This is a genomic window from Herbaspirillum rhizosphaerae (genome assembly GCF_046025915.1).
Taxonomy (GTDB): domain Bacteria; phylum Pseudomonadota; class Gammaproteobacteria; order Burkholderiales; family Burkholderiaceae_D; genus Herbaspirillum; species Herbaspirillum rhizosphaerae_A.
Genome location: NZ_JAQQFR010000014.1, coordinates 134,561 through 153,297 on the forward strand (window position 1 = coordinate 134,561; position 18,737 = coordinate 153,297).

15 protein-coding genes are annotated in these 18,737 nt (G+C 55.8%); 7 read left to right on the plus strand and 8 right to left on the minus strand.

What is annotated here, in order from left to right; translation table 11 throughout:
- The first annotated feature begins 108 nt into the window (after nt 1–108).
- On the plus strand, nt 109–1,830 hold the full coding sequence (locus PQR63_RS19995; RefSeq protein WP_408169704.1) for an IlvD/Edd family dehydratase: 1,722 nt from the start codon (nt 109–111) through the stop codon (nt 1,828–1,830).
- A gap of 303 nt (nt 1,831–2,133) precedes the next feature.
- Nucleotides 2,134–4,263 (plus strand): TonB-dependent siderophore receptor, encoded by a 2,130-nt coding sequence (locus tag PQR63_RS20000; RefSeq protein ID WP_408169705.1) that lies wholly within the window; start codon nt 2,134–2,136, stop codon nt 4,261–4,263.
- Nucleotides 4,264–4,353: 90 nt separating this feature from the next.
- Here PQR63_RS20000 and PQR63_RS20005 read toward each other — a convergent pair whose 3' ends face one another.
- From PQR63_RS20005 to PQR63_RS20015, 3 genes are all read right to left on the minus strand, one after another.
- Nucleotides 4,354–4,809: a GNAT family N-acetyltransferase gene (locus PQR63_RS20005; RefSeq protein WP_408169706.1), complete on the minus strand. Its 456-nt coding sequence runs from the start codon at nt 4,807–4,809 to the stop codon at nt 4,354–4,356.
- A gap of 72 nt (nt 4,810–4,881) precedes the next feature.
- Complete coding sequence (locus PQR63_RS20010; protein WP_408169707.1) at nt 4,882–5,577, minus strand: hypothetical protein; 696 nt, start codon at nt 5,575–5,577, stop codon at nt 4,882–4,884.
- Nucleotides 5,578–5,700: 123 nt separating this feature from the next.
- Nucleotides 5,701–6,321, minus strand: coding sequence for a LysE/ArgO family amino acid transporter (locus tag PQR63_RS20015; RefSeq protein ID WP_408169708.1), 621 nt, complete (start codon nt 6,319–6,321; stop codon nt 5,701–5,703).
- 188 nt (nt 6,322–6,509) lie between these two features.
- Between PQR63_RS20015 and PQR63_RS20020 the strand changes: the two genes are divergently transcribed.
- The 4 genes from PQR63_RS20020 to PQR63_RS20035 all read left to right on the plus strand — a co-directional run bounded on the left by PQR63_RS20020 (nt 6,510) and on the right by PQR63_RS20035 (nt 10,970).
- A complete protein-coding gene (locus tag PQR63_RS20020; protein ID WP_408169709.1) occupies nt 6,510–7,280 on the plus strand; it encodes a GntR family transcriptional regulator in 771 nt (256 codons plus the stop codon).
- Nucleotides 7,281–7,549: 269 nt separating this feature from the next.
- Nucleotides 7,550–8,830: an oxalate/formate MFS antiporter gene (gene oxlT, locus PQR63_RS20025; RefSeq protein ID WP_408169710.1), complete on the plus strand. Its 1,281-nt coding sequence runs from the start codon at nt 7,550–7,552 to the stop codon at nt 8,828–8,830.
- A 242-nt stretch (nt 8,831–9,072) separates the two neighbouring features.
- Complete coding sequence (locus tag PQR63_RS20030; RefSeq protein ID WP_408169711.1) at nt 9,073–9,684, plus strand: hypothetical protein; 612 nt, start codon at nt 9,073–9,075, stop codon at nt 9,682–9,684.
- A gap of 32 nt (nt 9,685–9,716) precedes the next feature.
- Nucleotides 9,717–10,970, plus strand: a complete 1,254-nt coding sequence (locus PQR63_RS20035; RefSeq protein ID WP_408169712.1) for an FRG domain-containing protein — start codon at nt 9,717–9,719, stop codon at nt 10,968–10,970.
- 129 nt (nt 10,971–11,099) lie between these two features.
- Here PQR63_RS20035 and PQR63_RS20040 read toward each other — a convergent pair whose 3' ends face one another.
- The 5 genes from PQR63_RS20040 to PQR63_RS20060 all read right to left on the minus strand — a co-directional run bounded on the left by PQR63_RS20040 (nt 11,100) and on the right by PQR63_RS20060 (nt 16,698).
- The gene (locus tag PQR63_RS20040) at nt 11,100–11,828 is read right to left on the minus strand and encodes an ABC transporter ATP-binding protein (RefSeq protein WP_408169713.1); all 729 of its coding nucleotides are present in this window, start codon (nt 11,826–11,828) and stop codon (nt 11,100–11,102) included.
- A 1-nt stretch (nt 11,829) separates the two neighbouring features.
- Entirely contained in the window at nt 11,830–13,797 is a 1,968-nt protein-coding gene (locus PQR63_RS20045) for a branched-chain amino acid ABC transporter ATP-binding protein/permease (RefSeq protein ID WP_408169714.1), read from the minus strand.
- Between the two features lie 5 nt (nt 13,798–13,802).
- A complete protein-coding gene (locus PQR63_RS20050; protein WP_094564210.1) occupies nt 13,803–14,693 on the minus strand; it encodes a branched-chain amino acid ABC transporter permease in 891 nt (296 codons plus the stop codon).
- 301 nt (nt 14,694–14,994) lie between these two features.
- Entirely contained in the window at nt 14,995–16,146 is a 1,152-nt protein-coding gene (locus tag PQR63_RS20055) for an ABC transporter substrate-binding protein (protein WP_094564211.1), read from the minus strand.
- 141 nt (nt 16,147–16,287) lie between these two features.
- Nucleotides 16,288–16,698, minus strand: coding sequence for an acyl-CoA thioesterase (locus PQR63_RS20060; RefSeq protein WP_094564212.1), 411 nt, complete (start codon nt 16,696–16,698; stop codon nt 16,288–16,290).
- Between the two features lie 279 nt (nt 16,699–16,977).
- Here PQR63_RS20060 and PQR63_RS20065 point away from each other — a divergent pair, with 279 nt between their 5' ends.
- Nucleotides 16,978–18,654 carry an electron transfer flavoprotein-ubiquinone oxidoreductase gene (locus tag PQR63_RS20065; RefSeq protein WP_408169715.1) on the plus strand — a complete coding sequence of 559 codons (1,677 nt, stop codon included), beginning with the start codon at nt 16,978–16,980 and terminating at the stop codon, nt 18,652–18,654.
- Nucleotides 18,655–18,737: the final 83 nt, after the last annotated feature.

The following is an 18,737-nucleotide window of genomic DNA, read 5'->3' on the forward strand; positions in this document are numbered from 1 at the left end:
TCTAATAGAAAGATTCAGAATCAGCATTTTCGGCTTGATGTTCCGGAGCCTTCCACAACAACAGCCTGCCCGCCATTGGCGCAGTCGACACAAAGAGGAAAGAGATAAATGAAACCCAAGCAAACCGGTTTGAAGAAGGGTCTGACCAACTACGGCGATCAGGGATTCTCGCTGTTTCTGCGTAAGGCCTTCATCAAAGGTGCGGGTTATACGGACAAGGCACTTGAGCGCCCGGTGGTGGGTATTGTCAACACCGGCAGCAGCTACAACCCCTGCCATGGCAATGCGCCTCAGCTCATCGAAGCCGTCAAGCGAGGCGTCATGCTGGCGGGAGGACTGCCGATGGACTTCCCTACCATCTCGATTCACGAGAGTTTCTCAGCGCCCACGAGCATGTACCTGCGCAACCTGATGTCGATGGACACCGAAGAAATGGTGCGCGCCCAACCGATGGATGCCGTGGTGCTCATCGGTGGCTGCGACAAGACGGTTCCCGCTCAGCTGATGGGCGCCGCATCGGCGGGTATTCCTTCCATCCAGCTCATTACCGGCTCCATGCTGACCGGCAGCCATCGCGGAGAACGCGTGGGCGCTTGTACGGACTGCCGTCGCTACTGGGGGAAATATCGTGCGGAAGAAATCACCACCGAAGAGGTTTCGCAGGTCAACAACCAGCTCGTCGCCAGCGTGGGAACATGTTCCGTCATGGGCACCGCCAGCACAATGGCGTGTATCGCTGAAGCCTTGGGCATGACGGTGCCGGGCGGCGCATCGCCTCCGGCGGTAACGGCAGACCGCATCCGCGTGGCGGAAGAAACCGGATCGCGTGCGGTCCAGATGGCGCATGACGGCTTGACGATCGACAAAATACTCACGCCCGCTGCGTTCGAAAATGCCATGCGCGTGCTGCTGGCCATCGGTGGCTCTACCAACGGCATCGTGCACCTGACCGCGATTGCAGGACGCATGGGACTGGAAATAGACCTGGATGCACTCGACCGCATGGGCCGCACCACACCTGTACTGCTCGACCTGAAGCCATCAGGACAGCACTACATGGAAGACTTCCACCACGCAGGCGGTATGGCGACGCTGCTGCGGGAACTGAAACCGCTGCTACGCCTGGAAGCCATGACGGTGACAGGAAAAACGCTGGGAGAGGAAATCGAACTTGCCGGCGAGGGATTTCCGCAAGACGTGGTTCGCTCTGCCGACAATCCCATTTTTCCGCAAGGCGGCATTGCTGTCTTGCGCGGCAATCTGGCCCCCGGCGGAGCCATCATCAAGCAGTCGGCCGCCGATGCGAAACTAATGGAACATGAAGGTCGCGCCGTCGTATTTGAAAACATGCAAGACATGGCAGAGCGTATCGACAGCGATGACCTCGATGTCACAGCAGAAGACATCCTGGTCCTCAAGAACATCGGCCCCAAAGGCGCCCCCGGCATGCCCGAGGCTGGCTACATTCCGATTCCCCGGAAGCTGGCGCGCGCCGGCGTCAAAGACATCGTACGCATTTCCGACGGGCGCATGAGCGGCACCGCATTTGGCACCATCGTGTTGCACGTCACCCCGGAAGCAGCAATCGGCGGGCCGCTGGCCTATGTCCGCAATGGCGACAGAATTCGCCTGAGCGTGATGCAGCGTCAGATAGCCCTGCTGGTATCGGATGAAGAACTCGCACGGCGTTCGCAGGAAAAGCCGGTGGTCATACCGACTGCTGAGCGAGGTTATGCAAAGCTGTTTCTGGATACCGTGACGCAGGCCGATCAAGGTGTGGACTTTGATTTTCTTCGCGCTAAAAATATGATCGGAAAAACGCCTGAGTGACGAAACCATACGAGGGGCTAAGGCGCTTCATGCCCCCCTGCTTTTCCCCTCGTATCAAGGAATACGCAGCGACTCATTACATCCAGGGATGCCTGCACTTTTGGCACGCACCTCTCCTCATTGCGGCATCCATGCCCGAAGCTCTTTCGCAGCAAACAGGAACCGGCGTCACAGGACGTGAATGCCTTTTTGAGCAGCCAACGAAGAAACTCAAAGAAATTCGAATTAATTTGCGGCAATGCGGCATTAGCGGATATCATAAATAGAAATTATTCTCATTCAATGATATTCCTCCACCTTTCCATGCTCTCGTCCCGTATTTACCCCCTTTTCGTCGGCTTGGCCGCCCTTACCCCTTCGGTGCTAATTGCACAAACCACCTCTCCGGCATCACCCGCTATTGGCGAACCGATTGCGGAGGCAAATCAACTTCCAGCGGTAACGGTCGTGTCGGATGGCGACGCCGGAACAGGGTTCAACGCCGCCAAACCGCTGGTCAATAAATCCAGTATTCCGCTTTCGCAAACGCCGCAGTCCATCACGGTGATACCGCGCGCAGTGCTAGACAGCCAACAGGCAGTGACCCTGTCGGACGCGTTGAAAAATGTGCCCGGTGTCGTTTCCAATCAATATGGCCGCCGCGGTTGGGACGATTTGATCATCCGTGGTCAGGTCGCATCGGATTCGCTGTATCTGGATGGCTTGCGCACCGCCGCCTCTAATCGCGTGGCGGAACAGTTGTTTGGATTGGAACAGGTAGAAGTGCTGAAAGGACCGGCCTCGCTACTCTATGGCCTGGTGCTGCCGGGCGGCTTGGTCAACATGGTCAGCAAGCGTCCGCAAGGATATGACTTCGCCAATGTCGACGTCACGGTAGGCAGCCATGATTTCTATGAAACAACGGTCGACCTCAACAAATCGCTTTCGGAAAACGGCAAGCAGGCCTTCCGTATCAACGGCCTGATTTCTAACTCCAACGATGCCACCGATTACGTCTGGTTCAAAAACCGTTACATCGCTCCTTCGCTGTCGCTTGACCTGGGTGCGCGTACCGATTTCACCATTCTGACGAGCTTTCAGGAGCGCGGCTATGTCCGTCAGCAAGGACTGCCGCTGTCCGGTTCCATTGCCGGCAACATCAACGGCAGCATCCCACGCAGCCGATTTATCGGTGAGCCTGCGACACGCCCTTACAACGCAACGGAAACTCGACTTGGTTATTCGCTGACACATCGCTTCGACGATGGCTGGACGCTGCACAACAACTTGCGCTATCAACAGTTCACCATGAGCGGACAATTGGTCGCCAACAACGTCCTCAATGCGACCAGCCAAAGCCTCACGCGTACCGGTACGGACCAGACCTACAACGGTCAGACGTTCACAATGGACACCAATTTGCAGCGCAGCTTTAACACGGCGTTCGGCAAGCACGAAATCACCTTCGGCAGCGACTATCTGAACACGCGCGAAGATGTGCTTTCCTACACCTGTACCGTGCCTGCGCTCAACGTCTATAACCCGGTCTACAAAGGAGGCTTCGCCTGTCCGGCGACTCCCGGAACCAATACGTCCACTACCGTGCGTGACCTGGGCATTTACCTGCGCGACCAGATTCAGTTCGGTGATCGCTGGCAACTGGTTGCCGGCTTGCGCCGCGACACGGCATCCACATATGCCGACAACATCCGTACCCGCACCCATACTGACAATCCGGCCAGCGCCAATACTGGTTCTGCGGCATTAATGTATGAAGTACTCCGCGGCGTGCGCCCCTACGTGAGTTACGCCACCTCCTTCTATCCCAACAGCGGCACCGATGCCAATGGCAACACCTTCAAACCGGAAACCGGCAAGCAAGTGGAAGCTGGCGTCAAAGTGGAAATGGATGAAGGCCGCACCAATCTGAACGTCGCGGTGTTCGATCTGTATCGCCGCAATGTGTTGCAAGCAGACCCGAATCCCGCCAACAACGGCTTCAGCATTGCAGTCGGCGAACAGCGCTCGCGCGGCGTCGAAATTGGGCTCACATCGGACTTCAAGAACGGCCTGAGCATCATCGCAGGCTATGCCTATACCGCTGCGACGATCACCGACGATGGCGGTCAAAAAACCACCACCGTCGGTCAATGGCTGGACAACGTTCCACGCCACACTTTCAACACCAGCGCACGCTATCGCTTCAGCGGTGAGCTGAACGGATGGGAGCTGAACGGCGGCGTTCGCGGCCAGAGCATGCAACGCACGAATGGCTATACCCTGCCCGGCTATGTCCTGGCCGACACAGGTATTGCCTACAACGCAGCGAAGTGGCGCGCCGCGCTGAACGTGAAGAACATCTTCAACACCGAGTACTACGCAGGCGGCCTGGCTCGGGCAGTTGCGTTGGGTGACGACCGCACTGTGATGCTGACGCTGGGATATCGATACTAAAACCTTATTCGGACATTCCGAGTCTGCTTATACAAACGCCCGAGGCAAGCCATCGGGCGTTTTTCTTTGGCTTGACCTTGTCCGTAGCTCTTACTTCAACACCTTCGCCATCTCCGAAGTCTGCGCCCATCCCATACCAGCATAAAGTTCGCGCCCCATTACCGTCGAATGCAAAATGGCGAATTGCAGACCACGCGCGGCGAACGCTTCTTCGGCCAGACGCATCAGCATTTTGGCGAGTCCCATTTTTCGATGGGATGGTTCAACGTAGACGTTGAGGACGTAGCCGCGCTTGTCTTGCTCAGGATGGGATGGATGCGGCGGCCAGTCGATCGACATCAGGCCGATGCCGGCCACCACCTGATCATTGTCGATCGCAAAAAAACCGTAGTAGCTGCCATCCGCCAAACGCGGCCTCAGCCAAACGCGAAAGGCGCTTGTCATTTCTGCCAGCGTCTTGTCATCACGCCCTGCCTCGCGAAACATTTCTTCGCGGTGCCGGCAGATGATGTCGATATCGTCAATATGTGGAGGCCGTATCTGCATCTTGCATTTCCGTGATCGTCCGGTATTCATCACACCCGCTGAAAATATTGGCGAGAGAATTCAAGGACCAACTCAAACCGTCGTGGCGCTATCCTGCGCCGCCTTGGCGAGCTTGGCGCGGAAGTCGAGATCGGCGTCGGACTCTTTGTCGTTTTTGTCCTTTTCAACCGTCGCCTGATGCGTCAGCAGATAGCCCGTGTAGGCGGCCAGTAAGTCCTTGGTGAAGTCAGCCTTATCCTTGACCGGCTCCCAGCCTTTCTTGCCCATCTCGTCGACGGAAACGTTGGCACCATTGAAACTGATGCTGTAGGTCTCGTTCTTCTCGTCGTCCATGAAGTCTTCGAGGAAAGCAGTAGCACTCGCGCCCGGGTTCTTTCCGGCGAAGTCATTGGCGACAGAATTAAGCGCTGCCTTGCGACTCATGTCGGCGCCGGAGATCATTCCAGCAAGTTGGTTCTGCAAATCCGGATTGGCTTGCAGCATCGCCTGAAATTTGGCATTGCGGTTGTCGCCGCTGAGTTCAAGGCCGTTGACGCCGGACGTGATGCGAAGAGCCGGCGGGATGGTGATGCCGGCTTGCGACAAGGCCGTATTCAGCGCGGCGACAGCGGCGGATTGCGAGGATAGTGCGGAGACGTCCACGGCGTTGGCGGCCGCCTCGGTTTTCACACTGGAGAGCACTTCTCGAAACGGCACACCACTGCTCTTGTTCACAGGTGTCAGCGCTTGCAAATCGAGCGTCGTTGTTCCGTTGGCGACCTTGAGCATGTTCTTCTCCTTATGTTTATTCTGAATATTCTATGAGGACTGCCGGTGATTCAAAATCAAATGAAACGGGGTTAATTCCGGCAAATGCACTTCTTGCGTTAACTTTTAATCAACTTTCGACGATCACACTCCCACATTTCGCACCAGCGAATAGGCAATACTCCACATGATGACGGCGATCAGCCCGTCCAGAATACGCCACGCCACTGCGCGTGCGAACAGAGGTTGCAACAGTCGCGCGCCGTAACCCAGTGCAAAGAAAAACAGCAGCGAACTCGCACCGGCGCCAAGCGCAAAAGCAATCTTTTGCCCGTCGTATTGCGTAGAGATCGAGCCGATCAGAAACACCGTGTCGAGATAGACGTGAGGATTGAGCCAGGTCAGGGCCAGACAGATCAGCAGCGTCTTTTTCAGCGGCTGTGGCGTTGCGTCGCTGGCGGCCAAGGCTGCGGAAGATCGCAACGCCGACCACAAGCTTCTGGCGCCATAGGCAAACAAGAAGGCAGCGCCGATGTAGCGCATGGCCTGCTCGAGCCACGGCAGCCTGGCAATGACGACGTCGAAACCGGCAATGCCCGCAAAGATCAGCACGGTGTCGGAGACAAAGCAGGTCAGGCAAATCAGGAAGACATGTTCGCGCCGCAAGCCCTGCCGCAGCACAAAGGCGTTCTGCGAACCGATGGCGAGGATCAGCGAAAGACTGAGGCTAAATCCGGCGGTGGCGGCTTTGAATGCATCGATCATGGAGAGAAATGGCGCTGAGAAAACCCGCTACCTTACACCGGATCGCTGCCATCGGCTTGACAGGCAACATGGCGATCCCTGCGCAGCAGAAACCGAATTTGTGCAGCAGATCCGGAAACCATGCGCTACCATTGCCGGTAATCGAACTCTGCAACCGGCCACGTCACCGCCGAAGCCACCGCCACCGCATGACAACGAAACCATTGCTGCAACCCGCCGACGAAGCAAGCCGACGCCCTGCATTGCGGCTTGCCGAAACCGTTTATGAAAAGCTGCGCGACGACATCTTCGCCTTCCGTCTGCTGCCCGGCGACCGCTTTGCCGAGAACGACGTCGCCGAGCGCCTCCAAGTCTCCCGCACGCCGGTGCGTGAAGCGCTGATGCGGCTGCAAAGCGAAGGTCTGGTGCGCGGCTATTTCCGCAATGGCTGGGAAGTGGTGCCGATCGACTTCTCCCGCTTTGCCGCCCTCTACGACCTGCGCGAAATGATTGAGCTGCACGCGGTGCGCCGTCTGTGCGACCCGGGCAGGCCTGCGTCCGCCCGCGACACACTGCTGGCCGAAGCCGGCGCCATCTGGCGCGTGACGGCCAGAAAGCGCTCAAAAGACGGCCTCGCCGTCGCTGCACTGGACGAGCAATTTCACCTGATGCTGGTCGCCGCGGCAGGCAACCCGGAAACCGATGCCGTCTACCGGCAAGTCACAGAGCACATCCGTATCATGCGGCGTCTGGACTTTGCCTACGGTGACTGCATCGCCGACACCTACAACGAACACGTCGCCATCCTCGATGCCATCGCCGAGGGTGACACCACCCAAGCCGGCGCACTGGTCGAGCGTCACATCAAAGACAGCCACGCCGTCGTCGAACAGATCACCATCGACCGGCTTGAACATGTCCGCACTGAGATGGCTCAACATCCCTCGCCGGCACCCGCACGGCGCAAACGCTTCGGCTGAAGCACGCATTTAGTGCAGCTTACCGGGCGCTGACAGCCGCGCCCAGTGTGCACTTCCGACCGACCACCTCCCGCTTCCCTCCTGACATTGCCGGCTCTCTCCGGCGTGCGTAGCGCTCTTGCGTTGCTCTTGTGTTGCTCTTGCGTCCCACTGGTGCGATGCCCATCCAATGGCACGAATCCTGCATTCGTTTGCTGCGAATTTATGCATACATAAATTAACAACCCATCGGCAACGTGCTCCACCCCTCTAACATCAGGAGAAAACGCATGACCACTTTGACTGAAACATCCGCCCCTGCCAGCGCGCAGGGCCTGCTCCAGAACCGCTGGTTCCAGCTGCTGATCAGCCTGATCTGCATGATGGCAATTTCCAGCCCGCAATACGTGTGGACGCTATTCACCAAACCGCTCTCGGCCAAACTGGGGGTGCCCTTGTCCGAGCTGCAAATCACCTTCTCGATGCTGATCGTGCTGCAGACCTTCTTCTCGCCGTTTCAGGGCGGCCTGATCGAACGCTTCGGTGCGCGTCGCCTGATCTCCATCGGCACGCTCATGTCCGGCCTGAGCTGGGTGCTGGCGTCGCAAGCTTCCAGCATCGGCATGCTGTACCTGAGCTACGGCCTGGTTGGCGGACTCGGCACCGGCATCGTGTATGTCGGCGTGGTCGGCCAGATGGTGCGCTGGTTCCCTGATCGCCGCGGCTTTGCGGTCGGCATGGTCGCCGCCGGTTATGGCATGGGCGCCATCCTGACCACCTTCCCGATCTCGTCCGCACTCGCCGGCCAAGGCCTGGAAAGCACGCTGTGGCAGTTCGGCATCATCTTCGCCGTGATCGGCGTGATCGCCTCGCAAGCACTGCGCTCGCCTGACCCGATGACAGCGCTGCCGGCAACACGCGTCGCGCAATCCACCGGCAACGACCTGACACCGCGTCAGATGCTGCGTACACCGCTGTTCTGGCTGATGTTCTGCATGATGACCATGATGTCCACCTCGGGCCTGATGGTGACCTCACAAATGGCCAGCTTCGCGCGCGACTTCGGTGTCGCCAACGTGATGGTGTTCGGCCTCGCCGCCCTGCCGCTGGCGCTGACCATCGACCGCCTGACCAATGGCCTGACGCGTCCTTTCTTCGGCTGGGTATCGGATCACTTCGGCCGTGAAAACACCATGTTCTTCGCCTTCGCCCTCGAAGGCATCGCCATGGCGCTATGGCTCATGACGCGTGAAAACGCGGTGTTGTTTGTGTTGTTGTCGGGCGTGGTGTTCTTCGGCTGGGGCGAGATCTTTTCACTGTTCCCATCGACACTGACCGACACCTTCGGTACGCGCAATGCAACAGCCAACTACGGCTGGCTGTATATCTCGCAAGGGATAGGATCGATCCTCGGCGGACCGTTGGCTGCGCTGATGCACGAAAAGACCGGCAGCTGGCATCCGGTGTTTGGCACGGCGATTACGCTGGATATTCTTGCTGCGGTGTTGGCGTTGTTGGTGTTGAAGCCTTGGCGCCGACGTTATCTAAAACAAGCAGCAATAAAAAACTAAAGCTTGCGATACCTCCCTCTGGGTTAAGCCAGACGGCATCCGCCGTTTGGCAAAAATATTAATTTTCATCACTACAGATATTCGGCTCATCCAAATCTCATTGCCCCCCGGCTTGCCCCTTCTATCTTCATGCAATCTATGGAGCGACTATTTCATAGTAAGCTTGAACAAAATCTTCCCCTTGTCATGCGCATCAACATCTTCCGTAAACAATCACTCCAATAGACAAAGAGGTAACGACGATGGCTCTCGCTGACGATATGAAGCTTGTCCAGTACGAGCAAAAAAGAATTGCTTTTGAAAAGGCGTTTTTTCTCATTGCAAAAATTAACGAGCTAATCGGGCGCTCGACTAATGGTTCTGTGACAGCAGAAGATCTACTGACGATAACTACACAGTTCACAACTGCAAGCGCGGGGATACAACTATATGGAAGTCCACAAGCTATTCGAGTGGTACAGACGTACTGCATGCAAGGAATAGAAGCCTTAATGACAATCATGTTTGACAGTCAAAAGGTAGCTCATCTAAAACTTTCAAGCGAAACGGAAAAAGCTCCCGACGTCAAAGCAAAATTAACAAAAGAACATGTAGAAGAAATGATTGAGCGAATGGCGGCAGTAAGCCAGCAACTGTTCCAAATTTCTAGAGAAACAACGGAAGTTCTATTAACTATTCGAGCAGAACTAGAAATTGAAACAAAGTCCGATGAGATAGTTCAAGGAGCAGAAATGCTAGCCAAACAAGGCAAAGATTTTATCGACAGGACAATTGCGACTCTAAGACTAATAATTGTAGAGAACGATCAGGCAACGCAGTCGTCGTCATCGAAGACCGTCCGCAATTTTTGGTGAAAAAAATTGATTCCAAATGAAAAGAGAAAAAAATGGAACAACAACAATTCGGATCAATTGAAACGCCCAATGGTCCCGCACAATTAGTACTCAATATTGATGCTGATCGACGCGACGAAGTAATGCTTTGTTGGAACAGAAATAATGACGCGTCCAAGGCAAAAGCAATTCTATTCAACCGAGAAGAAATACAGAAGAGTGTGCATAAGTTGTCTCCTCTTCGCCTCTTCCATGTTAACCCTAGCAACGGCTTGGTTTTTTCTCCGCGACATATTGAGCCGGAAGAACTTCAGTATGCAGCGGGCATTTCAATTGTATTGCGCGAAGACGAGAACAGCCTGCAAGGTGAATGGAAAGACCTTAATGGCGGTCAAGGCAATATAAAACTATCTTCAGTTACTGATGACAACATTAAGCTTGTCGCAGAATCATGCAATGACTGGAATGAATTTAAACGATGGGCAACCGAAGCTAGAGAAAAAAATAATGCGGTGCAATTTAGAGGCCACGGCAGCAACGACTTTAAATTGCAAACAACACTTCATCGAGCCGGACGATATCGACTTGACAGATATTGCGATGAGATCTTTCTTGATTTTAAAACGCATGCTGAAGCAGTAATGAGCATGAGATTTAATCTAAATGATTCAGAAGATTTCGCGACACTAATAGGATTAGCACAACACCATGGCCTACCGACACCATTACTAGACTGGTCAAGCTCTCCCTACATCGCATCATTTTTTGCTTTTACTGATGCATTCGAGTCCCGCTCCACGCGTCCTGATTCAACACATGTCCGCGTTTACGCTTTAACGCGGGACTACATCGACGTTGCGTCGTCTTCGGAAGTAATTCTGCCCTATTTTCGTCCCTACATTTCCCCACTCGCAATCACACCTCGTTTCAATCCGAGACTGTACGCTCAGCAAGGTAGATTCTTAGTAACAAATATTGGAAATTTAGAGCAATTTTTATTGACGATGGAACAAAAACAAGACCTCAAAATACTACACGCTGCGGATATTCCAATTACTTGCATGGGCGAGGCCCTGGAAGAACTCGGATACATGGGGCTTACTGCTGCCACACTATTTCCAGGACTCGACGGAGTCGGAAGAATGCTTAAATATGGAATGTATTTTAAAAATGCTCCAATGTTAGAACCCGCCCGACCAAAAACAACAACAGATAGAGACTACATCTTTGAATACAACGAGGGAGTCCTCGACCCCGAACTAACCCCGCTTGAGTCTAAAAAAACAATGCCCCCTAAGACAGACTAGCCAAAAAAAGAAAAGGTGCGCCGCAGCGCACCCTAGTCAGGTCTCAGAGGTATGACTCCTCCTTAATATACCCGGCGCACAGCAAGCTGTACGCCTGAGTATCCGGTTGTCGGCTTGGCATGTTTTTGATTAATGATGCGCGCCACCGCCGAGATAGGCAGCCTGGACGGCCGGGTCGTTCTGCAGTTTGTCGGCCGGGCCGTGTACGGAGATTTTTCCATTTTCCAGTACATAGCCGTAGTCGGCGACGTTCAGTGCTGCCGCGGCGAACTGCTCCACCAGCAGCATCGTGATGCCCTGCTCTTTCAAGCGCAAGATGATGCGGAACACTTCGTCGACCAGGATGGGTGCCAGGCCCATCGACGGTTCGTCGAGGAGGATGACTTCCGGGTTCAACATGACGGCGCGGGCCATGGCGAGCATTTGCTGTTCGCCGCCGGACAAGGTGCCGGCCAGTTGCGTCTGGCGTTCTTTGAGGCGCGGGAAGAGCTCCAGCGCGCGTTCCAGATCGTGGGCGATGTCGCCCTTGGGACGTGCGCGTGTGAAGCGCGGGAATGCGCCCAGCAGCAGGTTGTCGGTGACGCTCATGGTGGCGAAGACGCGGCGGCCTTCGGGTGAATGGGCGAGACCGGCGCGTGCGATCTTGTGCGAGTCCTGGCCGGTGACATCTTTGCCGCCGAGGGTGACGGTGCCGCCCTTCGGTTTGATCATGCCGGAGATGGCGCGCATGGTGGTGGTTTTGCCGGCGCCATTGGAGCCGATCAGGGTGACCACTTTGCCTTTCGGCACATCCATGGAAATACCGTGCAGCACTTCAACCTTGCCGTAAGCGGCTTGCAAATTCGAAATCGTCAACATCTCAAGCTCCCGCGGTGGTTGGTGTGGAGTCGCCGGCGCTGCCGCCGAGATAGGCTTCGATCACCTTGGGGTCGGCCTGCACTTCGGCGGGCTTGCCTTCGGCGATCTTCTGGCCGAAGTCGAGCACGGTGACGGTGTCGCAGATAGACATGACGACGTCCATGTGGTGCTCGATGAGGATGATGGTGATGCCGACATCGCGGATCTTGCGGATGATGGCGACCAGTTCCTTGATGTCGGGCGCGGTGAGGCCGGCGGCCGGTTCGTCAAGCAGCAGCAGGCTTGGATTCAGGCCCAAGGCGCGACCGATTTCGAGCAGGCGCTGTTTGCCGTAAGGCAGGTTGCGCGCTTCTTCGTTGGCGAGATCGGCGAGGCCGACGAACTCCAGAATCGCGGCGGCGCGTTCGCGTGCGGCCTTCTCTTCGCGCTTGTAGCGCGGCGAGTTCACCATGACGTCGGCGACGTTGCTGTTGAAGGTGTGGTGCAGACCGACGAGGACGTTTTCTGTGGCGCTCATTTCGCCGAACAGTTGAACGTTCTGGAAGGTGCGCGCCACGCCGCCCAGCGCGATCAGCGATGGCGTCTGGCCGGTGATCACGCGGCCGTCGTATTCCACCGAACCATCGGTCGGACGGTAGATGCCGGTGAGCACGTTCATCATGGTGCTCTTGCCGGAACCGTTCGGACCGATCAAGCCATGCACGGTGCCTTTACGGATGTCGAGGTCGACCTTGTTGAGCGCTTTGAGGCCACCGAATTGCATCAGCACCTGGTTGACCTTCAAGAGGGTCGCGCCGTCTTCCTTGACGGCTGCTGTGGTGATGACGGCTTCGGTCGCTTGTAATACGTTGCCGTCGATTTGCTGCGCCAGCGGGACACGCTTGCTGAGCACGCGGCCGAACAGGCTGCGGCAGAAACCGACAATACCGTCTTGCAGGTAGTAGACGACGAACAATGTCATCAGGCCAAAGATGGTGAGACGCCAGTCGGTGATGTTTTCCAGCTTGTAAGAGAACGCTGCCATCAGTACCGTTGCAACCACCGGCACGGCGATTTCGCGCGGCGTCTTGGTCTTCTTGACTACCGAGGCGATACCGCCGACCACGACGATCACGGCGGCGACGGTGGCGATCTGACGGAACAGTTCAATGTCGGACAACAGGCTCGGCAGCATGACAACGATCAGCGCGCCGATGAGCGAACCGATGCGTGATTTGCGACCGCCCATGATCACTGCCAGCAGGAACAGGATGGTCAGCTCGAAGTTGTAGGTATTGGGCGAGATGTACTCTTCCGAATACGCATACAGGCAGCCGGACAAACCAGCCAGCGCCGCGCTGATGATGAAGGCGTAAACCTTGTAGCGATATACCGAGACGCCCATGCAATCGGAGGCGATCGGGCTGTCGCGCAAGGCCTGGAAAGCGCGGCCGAGGTTGGAGCGCAGGATGCGATGGACCACAATCAGCGACACCACCATCAGGAAGGCGACAACATAGAAGAATTCGACTTCTGTCATCTTGACGCCACTGAGCATCGGCTTCGAAAGCTTGATCCCCATCGGGCCTTCGGTGAGGAAGGTCATTTCATTAATGAGGATCTGGATGATGGTACCGAAGGCCAGCGTAACCATCGCCAGGTAAGGGCCGGTTACGCGCAAGGCCGGCAGCGCCAGGATAGCGCCGAATAGCGCGGTGACGGCGATACTGCCGGGCAGCACCAGTAGAAACGGCAAGCCGAGTTTGAAATACAACACGCCGGCGGTATAAGAACCGATGCCGAATAAGCCCGCATGTCCCAAGGAGACCTGGCCTGTGTAGCCGACCACGATATCCAGACCAAACAACAAGATGGCGTAGATCAGAATGGTTTCTGCCAGATGCAGGTAGTAAGGATTGCGTACTACTTGCGGCAGCAGCGCCAGCGCGATGATGCCGAGCAGCGAGAAGAAGAGGATTTTTTTGTTCATGTTCATCAGACCTTTTTGATCGCAGTTTTGCCGAACAGGCCAGCAGGTTTGACTGCGAGCACCAGCAACAGCAGCAACAGTCCAGGGACTTCCTTGTAGCCGGTGGAGATGTAGAAACCGGTGACAGTTTCAGCGATGCCGAGAATGAGGCCTCCGACAATCGCCCCCATGCCGGAGGTCAGGCCGCCGATGATTGCCACGGCGAATGCTTTCAAACCGAGCGCTGCACCCATGGTGGCGCCGGTAAGCGTCAACGGCGCGACCAGCACGCCGGCGAAGGCTGCCGTTGCCGAGGACAGTGCGTAGGAGAACGTGATCACCATGCTGGTGTTGATGCCCATCAGGCCGGCAGCATCACGGTCGTTCGATGTGGCGACGACGGCTTTGCCGTAAATCGATTTGCGGTTGAAGATCTCAACGGCGAGCATCATGGCAAGCGCGCCGACGACGACCAGCACTTGCATCGGCTGCACATTGGCGCCAAAGATCTGGAACGGTGCGCCTGACAATGGGCTGGGGAACGGAAGATCGTCTTTTCCCCAGATGTTTTCGGCGACGTTCTTGAAGATGATGGCAAGCGCGATCGTCGACATGATCCAGCCGAATTCGGACTTGATCTTGATCGCAGGACGCACGCCGATCCATTCGACGAACATGCCTTGCAGCGCGCCGAAGACCAGCACGATGGGAATCATGAGCCAGTAGTTGAGATAAGGGCCGCCATGTATGTTGCCGACCACAGAGAGGCCGACAAGAGCACCCAACATCAACGCTTCGCCCTGTCCGAAGTTCAGGGTGCCGGAGGTGGCGAAAGTGAGTTGATAACCGAAGGCGATCACCGCGTAGATCATGCCTAGCGCGATGCCGCTGAAAACCAGCTGTAACAGAATATCCATTATTTCTACCCAAGAATCGGCTTGCCATTGACTGGCGGGTTGAGTGTGCCGGGATTTTTTTCAGGTATGAGAGATGGAAGATCGCATGTGGTCGAATGGCCGGGCTTGCGCCCTACCCTTGCCCCACCTCGCCGACGTCAGACTACGGCATGCTGCCCGCCTGATGCGCCTGCGTCGCTGCGACTTCATCACTTCCGATACAAGTTAAAAAATCGTCAACATACTCTGCGAAAAAGGCCAGTCCCCGGATCGCAAGGACTGGCCTTTATGCTTTAACGACAAATTACGCCGTCGTCAGATTTTATTTGCCGAGAACGACGCGGCCGTTTTTCACTTCGCCCATGACGACGTTGTTTGGCTTGATCGCTTCATGGTCGGTGTGCGAGAACGGCTTGTCATAGGTCGTCACAACGCCTTCAACCTTGGTGTTCAGGTTTTCCAGCGCAGCGCGCACCTTCTCGCCGTCAGTGGTGCCGGCTTGCTTGATGGCGGCCGCCAGCAGGTAGATCGAGTCGTAGCCTTGAGCGGCAGACACGGCCGAAGGGATACGGTCAACCTTGTAGGCTTTTTGGTAGGCTTCGATGAAGGCTTTGCGCTTAGGCGTATTGCCGTCCTGGATGAAGGTTTGCGGCATGCGGGCGCCGTTGCCGTTCTTGCCGGAGTTGTCGATGAAGTTACCCATCGACAGCGGCCAGCTGCCGATAATAGGCACGTGCCAGTTCAGCTTTTCCATGCCGTTGGCGATCTGTGCCAGCTCAGGACCGATGCCGTAGGTCAGCACGACTTGTGCGCCACCTTGCTTGGACTTCAGCAATTGCGCAGTCATGTCGACGTCTTTGATGTTGTACTTCTCGATGGCGACCGGAGTGATCTTCTTGGCAGCCAGGACTTTTTCCAGATCTTCACGACCGAGTTGGCCGTAGTTGGTGGAGTCTGCCAGGATCGCGACCTTGGTGAATTTTTGCTTGTCGACGGCTTCGTCGGCAATCATCTTGGCCTGAATGCCGTCTGCTGCCGAGGTACGGAAGACGTAGTTGGCCGGATCTTTTTCGAATTGCTTGGTGATGACGCTACCGGTAGCAACGTTGTTGATCACAGGAATCTTTGCTTCCTGATAGAAACGCTGCGACGCCAGTGCAACACCGGTGTTGATGAAACCGACGGTGGCGACGACTTTTTCTTTGTTGATCAGTTCTTGCGCGACCTGCACGCCGCGTTCGTTCTTGGCTTCGTCGTCGCGCTCAACCAATTGCAACTGACGTCCCAACACGCCGCCTGCGGCATTGATGTCGGCCACAGCCAGCTTGACGCCGTCGCGCATGGAAGCGCCCATCGGAGCGGAACCGCCAGTGAACGGGCCCGACACGCCGATCTTGATAGGATCAGCTGCTTGACTGGAAAGGGAAAGGCTCAGCAGTGCTGCTGCAACCAAAGCTTGGGTCTTGTATGACATTTGTCTTCCTCCTGGTGTAATTATCTTGGTTGGCCATCTTGATGTGGTCTAACTCAATTCTTGCCGGGCCGTCAGTTGTTCTGCGTTGTTCTGCGGCACCGTTATCGTCGCTGATTCTGTCCCATCTACCTTTCTCGAAACTTACAAATCCGTCAGGATCTGTCGAATGCTGTCAGGCAGTGGAACCGATTTTTCTTCTTTGAAATTAACCCACACGATCTTGGCTCCGCCCTCAGCATAGATGATTTCAGGTTCATCTACACGCCGGATCTCATAGGTAGTTTCCACACTCGAGCGGCCTGGTTGCAGGGCGTACATGCGAATCTCGATGTCGGCCGGATATTTGAGCTGGCGACGGAAAGTGCACTGAGCATTGACGATCACCGGGCCCAAACCGTCTTCGACCATACCGCCAACAGCTGTTTCCAGCCATTCGATACGGGTCTGCTCCATATAGCGGAAATAGACAGTGTTATTGACGTGGCCGAAGGCGTCCATATCGCCCCAGCGGATCTTCATGGTGGAAGTGTGAATCAGGATTTTGTCGGACATCGGGTGCAGCCTTTCTTCGTAAGCATTAATCTTGGTCGATCTTGCTCATGCGATTGTTGAATTTATTTCATCAGGCAATTTCGGCTGCCTCGACCGCATCGAACGCATAACGCGCATTTCCACACAAGAACAAGGGAATTGGCAAAAATCAAATAAAATGTCGACAAGCTTGGGCATCGTGAACATTTTTTGCGGATCAGACTAGCATTCTCTCGCAAAATACTGAACAATAGCACGATCGTTCGCAAATATTCCAACCAAAACATTACGGGACACTCCATGACTCAAACTCAAGACTTGCTTGCGCAGTATGGTCCGCGCGAAGCGATGGAATACGACGTTGTCGTTGTCGGCGGCGGCCCTGCAGGTCTGTCCTCGGCCATCCGCATCAAGCAACTGGCCGCCGAAGCCGGCAAGGAAGTCTCGGTCTGCGTGCTGGAAAAAGGCAGCGAAGTCGGCGCTCACATCTTGTCGGGTGCGGTCATGGATCCGCAGGCGATCACCGAATTGTTTCCCAACTGGAAAGAACTCGGTGCGCCATTGAATACTGAAGTCACCGAAGACCGTTTCCTTTTTCTCTCCGCCAGCAAAGCATACAAGACGCCGTCGTGGATGCTGCCAGCTTGTTTCCAGAATCACGGCAACTACGTCATCTCGCTGGCCAATGTCGTGCGCTGGCTAGGCCAGCAGGCTGAGGCGCTGGGTGTGGAAGTCTTCCCCGGCTTTGCAGCTGCAGAAATCCTGTACAACGACGACGGCTCCGTCAAGGGCGTCGCGACCGGCAACATGGGTGTGGATCGCCACGGAGAACCGACCGGCGCTTTTCAGCTGGGCATGGAACTGCATGCGAAGTACACCTTCTTCGCCGAAGGCGCGCGTGGCCATCTGGGCAAGCAACTGATCGCCAAGTACAAGCTCGACGCCGGCAAGGATCCCCAGACCTACGCTATCGGCATCAAGGAAATCTGGGAAATCGATCCGAAGATGCACAAGCCGGGCCTGGTGGTGCACACCGCCGGCTGGCCGCTGGATAGTGGTACTTACGGTGGCTCTTTCCTGTATCACCTGGAAAACAATCAGGTCGCCGTGGGTTACGTGGTTGGCCTCGCATACGAGAATCCTTACCTGTCGCCGTACGAAGAATTCCAGCGCTATAAAACGCATCCTGAAATCCGCAAGTTCTTTGAAGGCGGCAAACGTCTGGCTTATGGCGCACGCGCGATCACGGCCGGCGGTTTGCAATCGCTGCCGAAGCTGACCTTCCCGGGAGGTGCACTGATCGGCTGCGATGCAGGCTTCCTGAACGCGTCGCGCATCAAAGGCAGCCATGCCGCCATCAAGACCGGCATGCTGGCAGCTGAGGCGGTGTTTGAGGCCTTGGGCAATGCTCGCCAGTACGACGAACTGACGGCCTACAGCGCCGCGTTTGAGAAGTCCTGGCTGCATGAAGAGCTGTACAAGGCGCGTAACTTCAAGCCGTCGATGAGCAAAGGCCTGTACACCGGCACGCTGCTGGTCGGCATCGATCAGGTGCTGTTCGGCGGCAAGGCGCCGTGGACGCTGCATCACTCGCATGCGGATCATGAATGCCTGAAGCCGGCGGCAGACTTCTCGCCGATTGCGTATCCGAAGCCGGATGGCAAGCTGACCTTTGATCGTTTGTCGTCAGTGTTCATTTCCAATACGAATCACGCGGAAGATCAGCCGATTCACCTGACGCTGAAAGATGCTTCCGTGCCGGTTGGTATCAATCTGGCGAAGTATGCGGGGCCCGAAGCGCGCTACTGCCCTGCCGGCGTGTATGAGTTTGTGAAGAATGACGACAATACGGATCGCCTGCAGATCAATGCGCAGAACTGCGTGCACTGCAAGACCTGCGATATCAAGGATCCGACACAGAACATCGTGTGGGTAACACCCGAAGGCGGCGGCGGGCCGAATTATTCGAATATGTAATTCGTCTGCGGCAGCATTCGGACAAACAGAAAAATAGAAAAACAAAAACGGCGCTTCGATTGAAGCGCCGTTTTTGTTTTGGC

Coding starts and splice junctions, on each gene's coding strand:
- PQR63_RS19995 (WP_408169704.1), top strand. CDS start 109: ATGAAACCCAAGCAAACCGGTTTGAAGAAGGGTCTGACCAACTACGGC.
- PQR63_RS20000 (WP_408169705.1), top strand. CDS start 2,134: ATGCTCTCGTCCCGTATTTACCCCCTTTTCGTCGGCTTGGCCGCCCTT.
- PQR63_RS20005 (WP_408169706.1), bottom strand. CDS start 4,809: ATGCAGATACGGCCTCCACATATTGACGATATCGACATCATCTGCCGG.
- PQR63_RS20010 (WP_408169707.1), bottom strand. CDS start 5,577: ATGCTCAAGGTCGCCAACGGAACAACGACGCTCGATTTGCAAGCGCTG.
- PQR63_RS20015 (WP_408169708.1), bottom strand. CDS start 6,321: ATGATCGATGCATTCAAAGCCGCCACCGCCGGATTTAGCCTCAGTCTT.
- PQR63_RS20020 (WP_408169709.1), top strand. CDS start 6,510: ATGACAACGAAACCATTGCTGCAACCCGCCGACGAAGCAAGCCGACGC.
- oxlT (WP_408169710.1), top strand. CDS start 7,550: ATGACCACTTTGACTGAAACATCCGCCCCTGCCAGCGCGCAGGGCCTG.
- PQR63_RS20030 (WP_408169711.1), top strand. CDS start 9,073: ATGGCTCTCGCTGACGATATGAAGCTTGTCCAGTACGAGCAAAAAAGA.
- PQR63_RS20035 (WP_408169712.1), top strand. CDS start 9,717: ATGGAACAACAACAATTCGGATCAATTGAAACGCCCAATGGTCCCGCA.
- PQR63_RS20040 (WP_408169713.1), bottom strand. CDS start 11,828: ATGTTGACGATTTCGAATTTGCAAGCCGCTTACGGCAAGGTTGAAGTG.
- PQR63_RS20045 (WP_408169714.1), bottom strand. CDS start 13,797: ATGAACAAAAAAATCCTCTTCTTCTCGCTGCTCGGCATCATCGCGCTG.
- PQR63_RS20050 (WP_094564210.1), bottom strand. CDS start 14,693: ATGGATATTCTGTTACAGCTGGTTTTCAGCGGCATCGCGCTAGGCATG.
- PQR63_RS20055 (WP_094564211.1), bottom strand. CDS start 16,146: ATGTCATACAAGACCCAAGCTTTGGTTGCAGCAGCACTGCTGAGCCTT.
- PQR63_RS20060 (WP_094564212.1), bottom strand. CDS start 16,698: ATGTCCGACAAAATCCTGATTCACACTTCCACCATGAAGATCCGCTGG.
- PQR63_RS20065 (WP_408169715.1), top strand. CDS start 16,978: ATGACTCAAACTCAAGACTTGCTTGCGCAGTATGGTCCGCGCGAAGCG.